Here is a 15,498-nt window from a genome sequence, read left to right as displayed (position 1 = left end):
GAAAAGGCCACCCAGTGTTGGGTGGCCTTTTCTCGTTTCCGGGACGAAAGGAACGTCGTGACTGAAGAAGACCGCCCGCGATCGGAGCGCAAGCCCCGTTACTCTGCTGCGGACTCCGGAGCACGGCGTCCGCGTCGCGACGGCGATGCTCGTCCACCGCGTTCCAACGATGACCGTCCCCGCCGGGACGGCGATCGTCCCCGCCGCGATGGTGACGCGCGTCCGCAGCGTGACGGTGATTCGCGGCCCCGTCGTGATGGCGATCGCCCGTCGTATCCGCGTCGCGACGGAGCCGGCGACTCTCGCCCGCGCCGTGACGGCGACTCCCGTCCGCGCCGGGATGGTGATCGCCCGTCGTATCCGCGTCGCGATGGCGCCGGCGACTCTCGCCCGCGCCGGGACGGGGACTCCCGTCCGCGCCGGGACGGGGACTCCCGTCCGCGCCGTGACGGCGACTCCCGTCCGCGTCGCGACGGCGATCGCTCGTCGTATCCGCGTCGTGACGGCGACTCCCGTCCGCGCCGCGACGGCGACTCCCGTCCGCGCCGTGATGGCGATCGTGCGTCGTACCCGCGCCGGGATGGCGACGCGCGCCCGCGTCGCGACGACCGCGATGGGGCACGTTCGTCGCGTCCGCCGCAGGGGTCCGAGCGTCGCGACATTCCGCGCGGCCCTGAGATCCCCGAGACCGTCACGGCTCGCGATCTTCCGGGAGCTGCGCGCAACGAACTGAAGACCCTGAGCAAGGAGAACGCGGAGCAAGTCGCCCGTCACCTCGCGATGGTCGCCCAGCTGATCGACGACGACCCCGAGCTCGCGCACGAGCACGCGCTCGCGGCATCACGCCGTGCCGGCCGTGTCGGCGTGGTCCGTGAGACGGTCGCCATCACCGCGTATGCCACGGGGGACTACGCCCTCGCGCTGCGCGAGCTCCGTACGTATCGACGCATCTCCGGCAGCGATGATCAGATCGCGATGATGGTCGACAGCGAGCGTGGCGTGGGTCGCCCCGACCGCGCGCTCGAGGTCGGTCGCGCCGTGGACCGGTCGACGCTTCCGATCGAGGTGCGCGTCGAACTCGCCATCGCGATGTCGGGCGCACGTCTCGACCTCGGTGAGACCGAGCGTGCGCTGCAGGAGCTCGACATTCCCGAGCTCGACCCCGACCGGGCGTTCTCATGGAGCCCCGCGCTGTTCGCCGCCCGCGCCGCGGTGCTCGAGGACCTCGGGCGGTCCGAGGAAGCCGCACTCTGGCAGCGGCGCGCCCTCGTGGCCGAGGAGGCCCTCGGCGCGACCGACGCCGACCGTGAGCTGATCGTGGTCGACGACATCGACGAGGACGCCGCGCTCGAGAGCGAGGCGCCGGCGAACAGCAAGACGGAGGAGCGCGGCTGATGGGCCTGTTCTCCCGGGCAACCTCGACACCGCTCGACGGTGTGGATGCCGTCCTGGCCGACCTCGACGGTGTCGTCTATGCCGGTCCCGGCGCCCTGCCGCACGCGATCGACAGCCTCAACCGTGCGGGGGAGACGCGCCGGCTCGGTTACATCACCAACAACGCGTCCCGCCGCGACTCGGTGGTCGCCGACCATCTGCGGGAACTCGGCCTGACAGCGACGCACCCCGAGGACGTCATCACGAGCCCGCAGGCGGCGATGCGCCTGCTGCGAGAGCGGGTTCCTGCCGGGGCGACGATCCTCGTCGTGGGCGGCGATGGGCTCGTCCACGAACTCGAGAAGGCGGGCTACGTACCCACACGGTCGGCCGAGGACGGCCCCGCCGCTGTCGTGCAGGGTTTCGCCCCGGAGGTCGGCTGGGCGCAGCTCGCCGAGGCGGCGTACGCGCTCGCGACCCCCGAGGACGAGGGCGGGATTCCGTGGATCGCCACCAACACCGACTGGACCATTCCGCAGGCGCGGGGGATCGCGCCGGGTAACGGCACGCTCGTGTCGGCCGTGCACACTGCCGTGGGTCGACTCGCGACCGTCGCCGGCAAGCCCGAACGTCCGATCTTCGACGAGGCCGTCGCTCGCTTCGGCGCCTCGCAGCCGCTCTTCATCGGCGACCGCCTCGACACCGACATCGCCGGAGCTCAGGCTGCCGGCATCCGCTCGGTGCTCGTGCTGACCGGCATCGACCGGCCCAAGCACGTGCTCGCAGCGCCCGCCAACGCACGGCCGACCTACATCGTCAGCGACCTGCGCGAGCTCCACGAGCCCTACCCCGAGGTCAGGACGAAGGGCGACGTGACGACCGTCGGCAACGCGTCGGTACGCATCGACGGCGCCGACATCGTCATCGTCTCGGAAGGGGATCGCCCCATCGACCTCGTGCGCGCGGGGGCCGCGGCGATCTGGGCGACCGGCCGTGCGATCTACGGATTCCGGGTTCCCGAGCGTCTCTACGCGGATCCGTTCCACCGTCCCTGACCCCGCGTATCGTGGGACCCATGTCGATGGATGGTGCCGACCCGGGCGAGCGCGAGGCGAGCGCCGCGGACAGCGCGACGCAGAGCATCGCCGATCAGTGGCGCGACGACCTGCTCTCGTCGCTCGACGTCATCGAGGACCAGCCGTTGAGCGAGCGTGCCGCGTCGTACGCCGCGTTGCACGACGAGCTCGCCCGCCGCCTCGACTCCGGTCCGACCGGCGCCGCGTGAGCACCCGCCTCGATTCGGCACTGGCCGCGCGCGGTCTCGCGCGATCGCGCAGCCACGCCGCCACCCTGATCGCCGATGGACTCGTCTCCGTCGACGGGCGCACCGTCGTGAAGGCATCCCACCCCGTGCCCGACACCGCGACCCTCATCGTCGCCGGCGCCGACCACTACGTCAGCCGTGCGGCGCACAAGCTCATCGCCGGGCTCGACGCGTTCGGCGTCGCCGTAGCCGAGCGCGCGGCCCTCGACATGGGCGCCTCGACCGGCGGCTTCACACAGGTGCTCCGCGAGCGCGGGGCACGCCCGGTCGTCGCCGTCGACGTGGGGCACGGTCAGCTCTCGCCGGCGATCGCGGCGGACGACGGCGTGATCGTCGTCGAGGGCTTCAACGTCCGCGACCTCACGCCCGAGGCCGTGAGCGGGTTCGCCGGCGGTCCGTTCCGGCCCGACATCATCACCGGTGATCTGTCGTTCATCTCGCTCGAGCACGTCCTCCCGGCGGTCGTCTCGGTGTGCGCCTCGACGACGGATGTCATCCTCCTCGTCAAACCGCAGTTCGAAGTCGGTCGCACCGCGGTCAAGGGCGGGCTCGTCACCGATCCGGCGTTGCGAGCGGATGCGGTGATGGGCGTGCTGTGGTCGGCGTGGGACGCCGGGCTCGCCACCCGCGGCGTGATCGCCTCGCCGATCGCGGGGACGCACGGCAATCAGGAGTACGTCGTGCACCTGTGCATCCGCGTCGATGACACGGGCAATCCGACACAATGGATACACACGGTGGACGAACTGGCGGGAGCCCGATGACCGACGCGATGCGCAACATCCTCGTCGTCGCCCACGCGCGCCGCCCCGACACCGTCGCCGCGGCGCAACGCGTCCTGAACGCGCTATCCGGCGCGGGGGCTCGTCCCGTGCTCGCAGCCGACGATCGCGCCGAGCTCGTCGAGGAGCTGGGTGAACTGCCCGGCGTCCTCACGCTCGACCTCGACGTGAGCGTCGCCGAGCTCGAACTCGCGATCGTTCTGGGCGGCGACGGCACGATCCTGCGCGCCGTCGACCTCGTCCGGGGCGGCACCGCTCCGGTCCTGGGCATCAACATGGGCCACGTCGGGTTCCTCGCCGAGATCGAGGCCGACGACATGGACGATGCCGTCCGGCGCGTCATCGACCGCGACTACGACGTGGAGGAGCGCATGGCGCTCTCGGTCCGCGTCAAGGACGGCACCGGGGCCGTGGTCTACGAGACGTGGGCGCTGAACGAGGCGACGGTCGAGAAGGCCAGCCGCGAGCGGATGCTCGAGGTCGTCCTCGAGGTCGATCGGCGTCCGCTGTCGGCCTTCGGCTGCGACGGAGTCGTCATCGCGACACCGACCGGCTCGACCGCGTACAACTTCTCCGCCGGCGGCCCCGTGATCTGGCCGGACGTCGAAGCGGTCGCGGTCGTCCCGCTCTCGGCGCACGCGCTGTTCGCCCGTCCGCTCGTGATCAGCCCGGAGGCATCGGTGGCTATCGAGGTCGGCGCGGGCACGAACGGCACCGGCATCCTCTGGGCCGACGGCCGCCGGTCGCAGGAGCTGCCCCCCGGAGCGCGCGTCGTCGTGCGTCGGTCGAAGACGCCGGTTCGCCTGGCGCGCCTGCATCCCGCCGCCTTCACCGACCGCCTGGTCCGGAAGTTCCGGTTGCCGGTCGTCGGGTGGCGTGGTCCCAGCCTCGAGCAGCGGGAGGGCGCGTCGTGATCGAAGAGATGCGTCTGCGCGGCCTCGGAGTCATCGCCGAGGCGACGCTGCCGATGGGCCCCGGGTTCACCGCCATCACGGGTGAGACGGGCGCGGGCAAGACGATGGTCGTCACCGGACTCGGGCTGCTGCTCGGTCAGCGGGCCGACTCCGGAGCCGTGCGCGCGGGCGCGCCGCAAGCATCCGTCGACGGCGTCTGGATCGTCGATGAGAACGGCCCCGTCGCCGAGCGCGTCCGCGAGGCCGGGGGAGACGTCGAGCCGATCGGCGGAGGCCGCTCCGAGCTGTATCTGGGCCGCGTGCTCTCGAGCGAGGGGCGCAGCCGCGCGAGCGTCGGGGGTCGCCCGGCGCCGGCCGCGGTGCTCGCCGAGCTCGCCGAGCAGCTGATCGTGGTGCACGGGCAGTCCGACCAGCTGCGCCTCAAGTCGGCGGCTGCCCAGCGCGACGCGCTCGACCGTTTCGGCGGGCCCGAGATCACCGCAGCGCGCGAACGCTACCGCGCGGCCTTCGACGCCTGGCGTGCCGTCGACGCAGAACTGACGCAGCTCGACGCCGATCGCGACGCGCGCCGCCGCGAGGCCGACGACCTGCGGGCACGCATCGCCGACATCGAGGCGGTCGCCCCGCAGCCGGGTGAGGACGCCGTGCTCGCCGAGCGGGCCGAGAAGCTCGCCAACGTCGAGGAGCTGCGCGCGGCCGCGGCCACGGCGCACGACGCACTCTCGAACGACGACGAGCTTCCGGACGCGGTCTCGCTGCTGGCCGAGGCCCGGCGCGCGATCGAGCGCTCGGCGGCGAGCGACGCGGCTCTCGCGGCGTTCGTCGAGCCGCTGGCCGATCTCGGCTACCGTGCCGCCGACCTCGTGACGGGCCTGAGCGCCTACCTCGCAGACCTCGATGAGAGCGGGCCGCAGGAGCTCGCCGCTGTCGAGGAACGGCGTGCCGCCCTGAACGGACTGCTGCGGGCGCACGGCAGCCTCGACGAGGCGCTGGCCCTCCTCGAGAGCGGATCGGCGCGACTCATGGAGCTCGACGACGACGGCGACCGCATCGAGCGCCTGCGCGCTCAGCGCGACGAGCTCGCCGACACCCTGGATGCCGCCGCCGCTGAGCTGACCGCAGCGCGCACCGCGGCGGCGGAGCGACTCGGCGCGGCCGTCACGGCCGAGCTGCGCCAGCTCGCGCTGCCCGACGCGCGGCTGCTCGTCACCGTCGAGCCCGGCACCCCCTCGGTGTCGGGGCGCGACGACGTGACGATCCTCCTCGCACCGCACCCCGGCGCCGAGGCGCGGCCGGTCGCCAAGGGCGCCTCGGGCGGCGAGCTCAGCCGGGTGATGCTCGCGATCGAGGTCGTGATCGCGGGGACGGATCCCGTGCCGACCTTCGTGTTCGACGAAGTGGATGCCGGTATCGGCGGCGCCGCCGCGATCGAGGTCGGGCGCCGGCTGGCCCGGCTGTCCGAGACGAGCCAGGTGATCGTGGTGACGCACCTCGCGCAGGTCGCCGCCTTCGCGACGAACCACCTGACCGTCGTAAAGTCGAACGACGGCTCGGTGACCGCGTCGAGCGTCCGGCGTCTCGAGGGCGGCGATCGCGAGGCCGAGATGGCGCGTCTGCTGTCGGGCCTGCCGGATTCGGGGGCCGCGATCGAGCACGCCCGAGAACTGCTGAACCTCTCGCGTTCCTGACTGATAGAATAGAAGCCCGTGACGGACACTCATCGCGCGGCCTCTTCCCAGAACACCACCAAGCAGATCTTCGTGACCGGTGGTGTGGTCTCTTCTCTCGGTAAGGGACTGACCGCCGCGAGTCTCGGCAATCTCCTCACCGCACGCGGTCTTCGCGTCGTGATGCAGAAGCTCGACCCGTATCTGAACGTCGACCCGGGCACGATGAACCCGTTCCAGCACGGCGAGGTCTTCGTGACGGATGACGGCGCCGAGACCGACCTCGACATCGGACACTACGAGCGCTTCCTCGACATCGAGCTCACCCAGGCGGCGAACGTCACGACCGGTCAGATCTACTCGCAGGTCATCGCCAAGGAACGCCGCGGCGAGTACCTCGGCGACACCGTGCAGGTCATCCCGCACATCACCGACGAGATCAAGCGCCGGATGCGGCTGCAGGCGACCGAGGAGCCGCGTCCCGACGTCATCATCACCGAGGTCGGCGGTACCGTCGGCGACATCGAGTCGCAGCCGTTCCTCGAAGCGGCCCGTCAGCTGCGCCACGAGCTCGGCCGCGACAACGTGTTCTTCGTGCACGTCTCGCTCGTGCCGTTCATGGGTGCCTCCGGCGAGCAGAAGACGAAGCCGACGCAGCACTCCGTCGCCGCCCTCCGCCAGGTCGGCATCCAGCCCGACGCCCTCGTGCTGCGCAGCGACCGCCCCGTCAGCGAGAGCAACCGCAACAAGATCGCGCTCATGTGCGACGTCGACGTCGAGGGTGTCGTCAACACCGTCGACCTGCCGAGCATCTACGACATCCCCTCGACGCTGAACTCGCAGGGACTCGACGCGTACATCGCGCGCCGCCTCGGCCTCGCCGAGCGTGCCGACGACGTCGACTGGACGCGGTGGAGCAAGGTGCTCGACGCCGTCCACAACCCCAAGCACGAGGTCACGATCGGTCTCGTCGGCAAGTACATCGATCTTCCCGACGCCTACCTGTCGGTCACCGAGGCGCTGAAGGCCGGCGGCTTCGCGCAGGAGACCAAGGTCAACGTCACCTGGATCCCCTCCGATCTGTGCGAGACCCCCGAGGGCGCCGAGAAGGCGCTCGCGAGCGTCGACGGCATCGTCGTGCCCGGCGGCTTCGGCATCCGCGGCATCGAGGGCAAGCTCGGCGCGCTGAAGTTCGCGCGCGAGCAGGGCATCCCGACCCTCGGCATCTGCCTGGGTCTGCAGTGCATGGTGATCGAGTACGCCCGCAACATGGCGGGGCTGACCGGTGCGTCCTCGAGCGAGTTCGACCCCGAGACCGAGTTCCCCGTCATCGCGACGATGGCCGAGCAGGTCGACATCATCGCCGGCGGCGACCTCGGCGGCACGATGCGCCTGGGCCTGTACGAGGCCGACCTCGCCGAGGGTTCGCTCGCGGCCGAGGTCTACGGAGCCACGAAGGCATCCGAGCGTCACCGGCACCGCTACGAGGTGAACAACCGGTACCGCGACCAGATCGCCGAGGCCGGGCTGGTCTTCTCGGGTCTGTCACCCGACCGCAACCTCGTCGAGTACGTCGAGCTGCCGCGCGACGTCCACCCGTACTACATCGCGACGCAGGCCCACCCCGAGCTCCGGTCTCGTCCGACCGAGGCGAACCCGCTGTTCCGTGGGCTGGTCGCCGCCGCCCTCGACCGGCACCGCGCGAGCGAGCTGTTCGAGGTCGAGGATGCCTGAGCTGCGCGACGAGCCCGTCGAGCCCGAGGTCGTCTCGAGCGAGCTGGTCTACTCGGGGCACGTCTGGGACGTGCGGAGCGAGACGGTGCGTTTCGGTGACGGCGAGATCACCCGCCAGTTCGTCGACCACCCGGGGGCGGCCGCGGTCGTCGCGATCGACGACGAAGAGCGCGTCGTGCTGATCCAGCAGTACCGGCATCCGATCCGTCATCGCGACTGGGAGATCCCCGCGGGGCTCCTCGACGTCGCGGGCGAGCCGCCCATCGAGACGGCGCGGCGCGAGCTCGCCGAGGAGGTCGACCTCGTCGCCGAGTCGCTCGAACCGCTCGTGAGCATCTTCACGACGCCGGGCGGCAACGACGAGATCATCCACGTCTTCCTCGCCCGCGGTCTCAGCGCGGCGCCGAGCGCGTACGAGCGCGAGGACGAAGAGGCCGACATGCGCGTCGAGCGCGTGCCGCTGACCGAGGTCATCGACGGCGTGCTCGCGGGGCGGTTCCGCAACGGCATCCTGGCGACGGGCGTGCTCGCGGCGGCCGAACGGCTGCGCCGGAGCTGACGGACGTGCGGCTCGACCGCGCCGTCGCGGCGTACCTGCGCCACATCTCGATCGAACGCGGGCTGTCGGCGCACACGGTCGCGGCCTACCGGCGGGATCTCGACGCGTACACCGCGTGGCTCGCCCAGCAGGGGATCGGCGACACGTCCGAGATCACGGCGGAGATCGTGACGCGGTTCGCCGAGGAAGCGGCATCCGCCGTCCCGCCACCGGCGGCCACGTCGCTGGCGCGGCTGCAGTCGTCGCTGCGGGGTCTGCACCGCTTCCTCGCCCGCGAGGGGATCGTCGACGCCGACCCGACGCAGCGGCTGCGTCCGCCGAAGACGCCGCGGCGACTGCCGAAGGCGCTGACGATCGATCAGGTCGAGAGTCTCCTCGATGCCGCAGGACCTCCGCCGGGCGATGTCGCGGCGACCGATCTCGCGGCGCTGCGTGACCGCGCGCTGCTCGAACTGCTCTACGCCACGGGGGCGCGGGTGTCGGAGATCGTGCAGCTGGATGTCGACGACCTCGCCCTCGGCGACGTGCTGCGCGTTCGCGGCAAGGGCGCGAAGGAGCGGATCGTTCCGGTCGGGTCGTACGCGCGCGCCGCCGTCGAGGCCTATCTGGCCCGCGCCCGGCCGGAGCTCTCTCGGCGCGGACGCGCGACGCCCCGGCTGTTCCTCGGGGTGCGCGGGGCTCCGCTGTCGCGGCAGAGCGCGTGGCTGATCATCCAGCAGGCCGCCGAGCGCGCCGAGCTGACGGCGCACGTGTCGCCGCACACTCTCCGGCACTCCTTCGCGACGCACCTGCTGCAGGGCGGAGCCGACGTCCGCGTCGTCCAGGAGCTGCTCGGGCACGCTTCGGTGGCGACGACCCAGATCTACACGCACGTCACGGTCGACGCCCTGCGGGAGATCTACGCCACCTCGCACCCTCGCGCGCGCTGAACCGCACGCGAGGAACATCGTCGAGCGCTCCGGCACGGCAGGATGGGACCATGAGCAGCGGGGACGCCCCGGACGGCGCCCGCGCCCTCCGCTTCGACACGCAGGCGCTGACAGTGCCTCTCCCGAGTCCCGGCGAGAACGGGCTTCTCGGTGCAGCCGGTCGGCGCGCCTCGCTGATCAGCGCCGTTCGGGCCGTATTCGTCTCGGCGGTGCTGGTGCTCGGGGTGGGCGTGCTCGCGCTGCTCTTCGTCATCGTCGTCCAATCCGCGGCCGGCGGATCGGGGCTGTCATGGTCGAGCGTCGTGATCGCGTCGGTGATGGTGCTGCCGCTCGCGGTGAGCCGCTTCGGCGGGATGCGCGGCTCGCGGCGGGCCGCAGAAGCTGCGACGTACCGTCTCGAGGGGTTCGCGGCGTCGAACCGCCTCGACATCCGCCACCGCGACGACGACCCCGACGAAAGCGCGACCGTCTTCGGCCTCGGCAGGCGCCGGATGGCTACCGCGGTCGTGACGGGAAGCGACCCGCGCCCGTTCCGCTCGGCGGACTACGCGTTCGACACGTGGATCGGCCGCTACCGGATGCCGCACTCGCTGACGTACCTTCGCGTCGACCTCGCCGCCGAGCTGCCGCGGGCCGGCCTGGTCGCGGTACTCGCGCCCGGCGCGCCCTCCTGGCGGCCGGCCCTCGGGCAGGAGCGGATCGAGATCGGTGGCGGGTTCGACGAGCACTTCGGCGTCTGGTGTGCGCCCGCCGATGCGGATCGGGTCCGGCGGATGGTCACGCCGCCCGTCCGCTCCGCCCTGAGCGCGGTGGCGGTCGACGTCGACCTCGAGATCGTCGGACGCCGCATGTACGTCCTCTCGCGGGGCACACTGCCGCGCCACACCGCTCCGTTCTGGCGATGGACCGAGGACCTGCTCGCGGTCGCCGCGCGTATCGAGGAGGTCGCGGCCGCTCAGCCGGAGCCGTCGCCGAGCGGAGTGCTGCGGAGCACCGACGCGGAACGGGCCGAGACGCGAGCGCACCTGTTCACGAGGCCCGCGGTCGGTCGACCCGCCGCCATCGGCTGCCTGCTGCCCCTCGTCTTCGGGGTCGTCGCCGGTCTGCTCACGGCTACCTGGCGCTGAAGCCCGGGCCGGTCTCCGCGGCATCCGATCGCGCCGGTTTTTCCCGGCACGGGGCCGCCGCGGCCGCGGGGCAGGCGCCGCAGGATGGCAGCATGCCCGCCGATGCACCCGCCCACTCCGCGCTGGAGAACGAGCGCGGCATCCGCCCCGGGCCCGCGCTCGCCGTCGTCTGGATCGTGGTGGGCATCGCCGGGTGGGTTGTCTCGTTCCTGCTCTACCACGAGTACGTCGGACAGCTGACCGGCGCCGAAGCCCTCATCTCGTGCGACATCAGCCCGATCGTCACCTGCGGTCCCAATCTGCTGAGCCCCGGCGGAAACCTGCTCGGGTTCAGCAACTCGATCATCGGGATCGTGCTCTTCCCGGGCGCGATCTACGCGGGAGTCTCCGGGCTCGCGGCGCCGGCCGGGCTGCGTCCCTGGTACTGGCGGGTGTACGCCGGGTTCGTCGCGGCGGCGTTCGTGCTCGTCCATGTCTTCGCGTACCGCAGCGTGTTCGAGTACGGCTCGCTCTGCCCGTGGTGCATGGTCGTGTGGCTCGTGGCGATCCCCCTGTTCTGGTCGACTCTCGGCTGGACCCTGCGGGAGGGTGTCTGGGGCCGCGCGCCCCAGCGCGTCGGGGCCCTGCTGCTGGCGTGGACGCCCCTCGTCGTGGTCGTCGACTACCTCCTGATCGCCGTCGCCGCCCAGCTGCGGCTCGACGTGCTCGGGAGCCTGTGATCCGGAGGCGTTGCGGCGATTCGTTCGTCGGACCGGCGGTGCTGGTGTCGCCTCGGGCGCCGATGCAGGCCGCTCCCGCCCCGCGCGTCCGACGAACGTATCGGCTCACGCCGGGTGCCTGTGCGAGAATCGATCGCACGCTACGGAAAGCAGGAGTCTCGGTGACGGACAAGTCGCGGAAGGCCGGGAAGGCCCCCACGGAGGACACCCCGATCGGACCCACCGGTCGGCCATACCGAGGTTTCCCGACCCCGCCGAAGCTCGACGGTCACGGGCCGGCCCGCATCATCGCCCTCTGCAACCAGAAGGGCGGCGTCGGCAAGACCACGACGACCATCAACCTGGCGGCATCCCTCGCCGAGTACGGCCGCAAGGTTCTCGCCGTCGACTTCGACCCGCAGGGCGCTCTGTCGGCTGGCCTGGGCATCGCCACGCACGACGTGCCGACGATCTACGACCTGCTGCTCGACACCAAGCGCGACCCCCACGAGGTCATCGTCGAGACGTCGGTGCCCGGGCTCGACGTCATCCCCGCGAACATCGACCTCTCTGCCGCCGAGGTGCACCTCGTCAACGAGGTGGCCCGCGAGACGATCCTCGCGCGCGTGCTGCGCGGCGTCTCGTCCGAGTACGACGTCATCCTGATCGACTGCCAGCCCTCGCTCGGACTGCTCACGGTCAACGCGCTGACGGCGAGCCACGGCGTGCTCATCCCGCTCGAGTGCGAGTTCTTCGCGCTGCGCGGTGTCGCGCTGCTGATCGAGACGATCGACAAGGTGCGCGACCGGCTGAACCCCTCCATCGAGCTCGACGGCGTCCTGGCCACGATGTACGACCCGCGCACGCTGCACTCGCGCGAGGTGCTCGAACGCGTCGTCGAGGCCTTCGGCGACGACGTGCTCGAGACGGTCATCGGGCGCACCGTGAAGTTCCCCGACGCGTCGGTCGCGGGCGTTCCGATCATCACGTTCGCGCCGGAGCATCAGGCCGCGCAGGCCTACCTGCGTCTCGCGCGGGAGCTCGTCGCCCGTGGCGCCGTCGCCTGACGGGATCGTGGATGCGCCCGGGCCGGCCGAGCCCGACGCGGGCGGGGATGCCGCCGAGCCGGGATTCCGGGTCTCGCTGACGAACTTCGACGGCCCCTTCGACCTGTTGCTGAACCTCATCGGCAAGCACGAGCTCGACATCACCGAGGTGTCGCTCAGCAGAGTCACCGACGAGTTCATCGGCTACCTGCGCGGGCTCGAGCCCGAAGAGCTCGACGCCGCGTCGGAGTTCCTCGTTGTCGCCGCGACGCTGCTCGACATGAAGGTCGCCGGTCTCCTGCCGCAGGGCGAACTCATCGACGCCGAGTCGGTGGCGCTGCTCGAAGCGCGCGACCTGCTGTTCGCCCGGCTGCTGCAGTACCGCGCCTTCAAACAGGTCGCCGGATGGTTCGCCGAGCGGGTCGTCGCCGAGGACCGTCGTCACACCCGATCGGTGCGCCTCGACGAGAAGTATCGGGCAGCCGCGCCCGAGCTCGTGTGGACACTGACCGCCGACGACTTCGCCGCGCTCGCGACGCTCGCCTTCGCGCCGAAGGAGATCCCGGTCGTGGGGCTCGACCACCTGCACGCGCCGCTCGTGTCGATCCGCGAGCAGGCGGCCGTCGTCGTCACGCTGCTGCGGGGCGCGGGTACCCTGAACTTCCGCGAGCTCATCGCGGGCGTCGCGCAGCCCGGCATCGTCGTGGCCCGCTTCCTCGCCGTGCTGGAGCTCTACCGGCACGCGGCGCTGTCGTTCGAGCAGCTCGAACCGCTCGGCGAGCTGACGCTGCGCTGGACCGCCGAGCGCTGGTCCGAGGAGAACCTCGCCACCCTGGGAGCCGACTATGACCGATGACCCGACACCGACCACGGCCACCCCGATCGCGGACGTCGCGCGGCGGCTCGAGGCGATCCTGCTGGTCGTCGACGAGCCGCAGAGCCTCGTCGCGCTCGCCGCCGCCGTCGGCGCGCCCGTCGCCGCCGTGCGCCAGGCGGTCGCCGGCCTGGTCGCCGACTACGACGGCGAGACCGGCGGGCCGCGCCGCGGATTCGAGCTGCGCGAGGTGGGCGGCGGTTGGCGCCTGTACGTGCGCGCGGAGCACGACGCCCTCGTGAGCGACTACGTCAACACGCAGGCACCCTCGCGGCTTTCGCAGGCCGCCCTCGAGACCCTGGCGGTCATCGCCTACAAGCAGCCGGTCTCACGCAGCCAGGTCGCCTCGATCCGCGCCGTCAACGTCGATTCGGTCGTGCGCACCCTGCTCTCGCGCGGGCTGGTGACCGAGGTCGGCCACGACCCCGAGACCGGTGCCATCCTGTACGGCACGACCGACGCGCTGCTGGTCAACCTCGGCATCAACTCGCTCGACGAGCTGCCGCCCATCTCGCCGTTGCTCGACGACGGCACCGACGGTTTCGAAGGAGAGGCGACGCGATGACGGATGCCGAAGGGGTACGCCTGCAGAAGGTTCTCGCCAACGCGGGGGTGGCGTCGCGCCGCGTCTGCGAGCAGCTGATCGTCGAGGGGCGCGTGCGGGTCAACGGCACGATCGTGACCGAGCTCGGCAGCCGCATCGACCCGGCCGTCGACATCGTCGACGTCGACGGCACCGCCGTACAGCTCGACACGACGAAGCGCTACGTGATGCTCAACAAGCCGACGGGCGTCGTCAGCTCGATGAAGGACGAGAAGGGCCGCGCCGACCTGCGCCGGTTCACGAAGGACTGGGACGAGCGTCTGTACAACGTCGGCCGCCTGGATGCCGAGACGAGCGGCCTCCTCGTGCTCACGAACGACGGCGAGCTCGCCCACGTGCTCGCCCACCCCTCGTTCGGGGTGACGAAGGTGTACATCGCGAAGGTGCGCGGGCGCGTGACGCCGCAGACGATCGCGCGGCTGACCAAGGGCGTCGAGCTCGAGGACGGCCCGATCGCGGCCGACAAGGCGCGGCTGCTCGACACATCGGGGGAGACGAGCCTCGTCGAGCTGACGCTGCACTCGGGGCGCAATCGCATCGTCCGCCGCATGATGGCCGAGGTGGGGCATCCGGTGCTCGAGCTCGTGCGTCGCCAGTTCGGCCCGCTCCACCTGGGAACCCTCCCGGCGGGACGCGCCCGGGAGTTGACTACAGTGGAACGCGGTGCGCTGCTGACGCTCTCGCGCAGCGCCGACGGTGCCCCCGAGCACCCGACTTCTCCGGAGAACCCGTGACCGATTCCTCGCTCGATCCCGTGCGCCCCGGCCGTGCCGCGCGCACGGCCGGTACCGTGCGCATCGTCGGCGCGGGCCTGCTCGGCTCGAGCATCGGCCACGCGCTGCGTCTGCTCGGTGTCGATGTCGTCCTCGACGACGCCTCGCCCGCTCAGCTGCGGCTCGCCGTCGACTACGGCGCGGGCCGGCTCGCGGCCCCGGACGATCGTCCCGTGCTCGTCGTGGTCGCGGTGCCGCCGGATGTCACGGCGGATGTGATCGAGCGCGAGCTGCGCGCCCATCCCGGCGTGGTCGTGACGGATGTCGCGAGCGTCAAGCTCGAACCGTACCTCGAGCTGCGCAAGCGCGGTGTCGACCTCACTCACTACATCGGCTCGCACCCGCTCGCGGGCCGTGAGCGCGGCGGGGCGATCTCGGCGCGCGCCGACATCTTCGTCGGGCGGCCGTGGGTCGTGTGCCGTGACGACGAGACGCGCGCCTCCGATCTCGCCGTCGTCGAGGGACTCGCTCTCGACCTCGGTGCGATGCCGCTCGAGATGACCCCGCAGGAGCACGACGAAGCGGTCGCGCTCACCTCGCACGTTCCGCAGCTGGTCGCGAGCCTCCTCGCCGGACGTTTCGTCGCCGCTCCCGAGGGATCGCTGCGCCTGACCGGTCAGGGCGTGCGCGACACGACGCGCATCGCGGCATCCGCTCCCGAACTGTGGGTGCAGATCCTCGGGGCGAACGCCGCGCCCGTGGTCGCGGTCCTCGACGATCTCGCCGCGGACCTCGGGGCCGTGGCCGACGCGCTGCGCGATCCGGCGGCCCCGGGCGCTCGACGAGCGCTCGCCGACACCATCCGCCGAGGAAACGAAGGCGTCGAGCGCCTGCCCGGCAAGCACGGGCAGAACCGCCGCTTCGAGCAGATCGTGGTGCGCGTCGACGACACCGCGGGGCAGCTGGGGCGCCTGTTCGGCGACCTCGGCGACCTCGGGGTGAACATCGAGGACCTCCGCCTCGAGCACTCCCCGGGAGCGCAGTTCGGGCTGGCGGAGCTGAGCGTCGTCCCCAGCGTCGTCCATGAAGCCGTCGCCGGGCTCGAGCAGCGCGGCTGGAAGATCGCGAGTGTTCCCCATGCCTGAGTCCTTCC

Annotated in this window: 17 protein-coding genes; all 17 read left to right on the top strand. The window is 71.6% G+C overall.

Going from position 1 to position 15,498, the window contains the following annotated elements:
* The first annotated feature begins 169 nt into the window (after window positions 1–169).
* The 17 genes from MTS1_RS16750 (at window position 170) to MTS1_RS15830 (ending at window position 15,490) form a co-directional block, all read left to right on the top strand.
* On the top strand, window positions 170–733 hold the full coding sequence (locus MTS1_RS16750; protein WP_052007929.1) for a hypothetical protein: 564 nt from the start codon (window positions 170–172) through the stop codon (window positions 731–733).
* 47 nt (window positions 734–780) lie between these two features.
* Entirely contained in the window at window positions 781–1,395 is a 615-nt protein-coding gene (locus tag MTS1_RS16745) for a hypothetical protein (RefSeq protein WP_023955803.1), read from the top strand.
* Window positions 1,395–2,429, top strand: coding sequence for an HAD-IIA family hydrolase (locus MTS1_RS15900; protein ID WP_023955801.1), 1,035 nt, complete (start codon window positions 1,395–1,397; stop codon window positions 2,427–2,429). The genes MTS1_RS16745 and MTS1_RS15900 overlap by 1 nt, the downstream gene beginning before the upstream one ends.
* 20 nt (window positions 2,430–2,449) lie before the next feature.
* Entirely contained in the window at window positions 2,450–2,659 is a 210-nt protein-coding gene (locus tag MTS1_RS15895) for a hypothetical protein (protein ID WP_036305990.1), read from the top strand.
* Window positions 2,656–3,462 carry a TlyA family RNA methyltransferase gene (locus MTS1_RS15890; protein ID WP_023955797.1) on the top strand — a complete coding sequence of 269 codons (807 nt, stop codon included), beginning with the start codon at window positions 2,656–2,658 and terminating at the stop codon, window positions 3,460–3,462. The genes MTS1_RS15895 and MTS1_RS15890 overlap by 4 nt, the downstream gene beginning before the upstream one ends.
* The gene (locus MTS1_RS15885; protein ID WP_023955795.1) at window positions 3,459–4,394 is read left to right on the top strand and encodes an NAD kinase; all 936 of its coding nucleotides are present in this window, start codon (window positions 3,459–3,461) and stop codon (window positions 4,392–4,394) included. The genes MTS1_RS15890 and MTS1_RS15885 overlap by 4 nt, the downstream gene beginning before the upstream one ends.
* Window positions 4,391–6,082, top strand: a complete 1,692-nt coding sequence (recN, locus tag MTS1_RS15880) for a DNA repair protein RecN (RefSeq protein ID WP_036305988.1) — start codon at window positions 4,391–4,393, stop codon at window positions 6,080–6,082. Before MTS1_RS15885 ends, recN begins: the two co-directional genes overlap by 4 nt.
* Window positions 6,083–6,100: 18 nt before the next feature.
* Window positions 6,101–7,795 (top strand): CTP synthase, encoded by a 1,695-nt coding sequence (locus MTS1_RS15875; RefSeq protein WP_023955791.1) that lies wholly within the window; start codon window positions 6,101–6,103, stop codon window positions 7,793–7,795.
* Entirely contained in the window at window positions 7,788–8,354 is a 567-nt protein-coding gene (locus tag MTS1_RS15870) for an NUDIX hydrolase (protein WP_023955789.1), read from the top strand. Before MTS1_RS15875 ends, MTS1_RS15870 begins: the two co-directional genes overlap by 8 nt.
* Window positions 8,355–8,359: 5 nt before the next feature.
* Complete coding sequence (gene xerD / locus MTS1_RS15865; protein ID WP_023955787.1) at window positions 8,360–9,283, top strand: site-specific tyrosine recombinase XerD; 924 nt, start codon at window positions 8,360–8,362, stop codon at window positions 9,281–9,283.
* 50 nt (window positions 9,284–9,333) lie between these two features.
* Window positions 9,334–10,410, top strand: a complete 1,077-nt coding sequence (locus MTS1_RS15860) for a hypothetical protein (RefSeq protein WP_023955785.1) — start codon at window positions 9,334–9,336, stop codon at window positions 10,408–10,410.
* Window positions 10,411–10,502: 92 nt separating this feature from the next.
* Window positions 10,503–11,129, top strand: coding sequence for a vitamin K epoxide reductase family protein (locus MTS1_RS15855; protein WP_023955783.1), 627 nt, complete (start codon window positions 10,503–10,505; stop codon window positions 11,127–11,129).
* Window positions 11,130–11,290: 161 nt separating this feature from the next.
* On the top strand, window positions 11,291–12,175 hold the full coding sequence (locus MTS1_RS15850; protein ID WP_023955781.1) for a ParA family protein: 885 nt from the start codon (window positions 11,291–11,293) through the stop codon (window positions 12,173–12,175).
* Window positions 12,159–13,010 carry a ScpA family protein gene (locus MTS1_RS15845; RefSeq protein ID WP_036305986.1) on the top strand — a complete coding sequence of 284 codons (852 nt, stop codon included), beginning with the start codon at window positions 12,159–12,161 and terminating at the stop codon, window positions 13,008–13,010. Before MTS1_RS15850 ends, MTS1_RS15845 begins: the two co-directional genes overlap by 17 nt.
* Window positions 13,000–13,593, top strand: coding sequence for an SMC-Scp complex subunit ScpB (gene scpB, locus MTS1_RS15840; protein ID WP_023955778.1), 594 nt, complete (start codon window positions 13,000–13,002; stop codon window positions 13,591–13,593). Before MTS1_RS15845 ends, scpB begins: the two co-directional genes overlap by 11 nt.
* A complete protein-coding gene (locus MTS1_RS15835) occupies window positions 13,590–14,366 on the top strand; it encodes a pseudouridine synthase (protein ID WP_036305985.1) in 777 nt (258 codons plus the stop codon). The genes scpB and MTS1_RS15835 overlap by 4 nt, the downstream gene beginning before the upstream one ends.
* Window positions 14,363–15,490, top strand: coding sequence for a prephenate dehydrogenase (locus MTS1_RS15830; protein ID WP_023955774.1), 1,128 nt, complete (start codon window positions 14,363–14,365; stop codon window positions 15,488–15,490). The genes MTS1_RS15835 and MTS1_RS15830 overlap by 4 nt, the downstream gene beginning before the upstream one ends.
* Window positions 15,491–15,498 lie beyond the last annotated feature (8 nt).

The sequence above is a fragment of the Microbacterium sp. TS-1 genome (genome assembly GCF_000509385.1).
Taxonomy (GTDB): domain Bacteria; phylum Actinomycetota; class Actinomycetes; order Actinomycetales; family Microbacteriaceae; genus Microbacterium; species Microbacterium arborescens.
The sequence above is the reverse complement of the archived record's forward strand: the minus strand, read 5'-3'. Positions and strand labels throughout refer to the sequence as shown.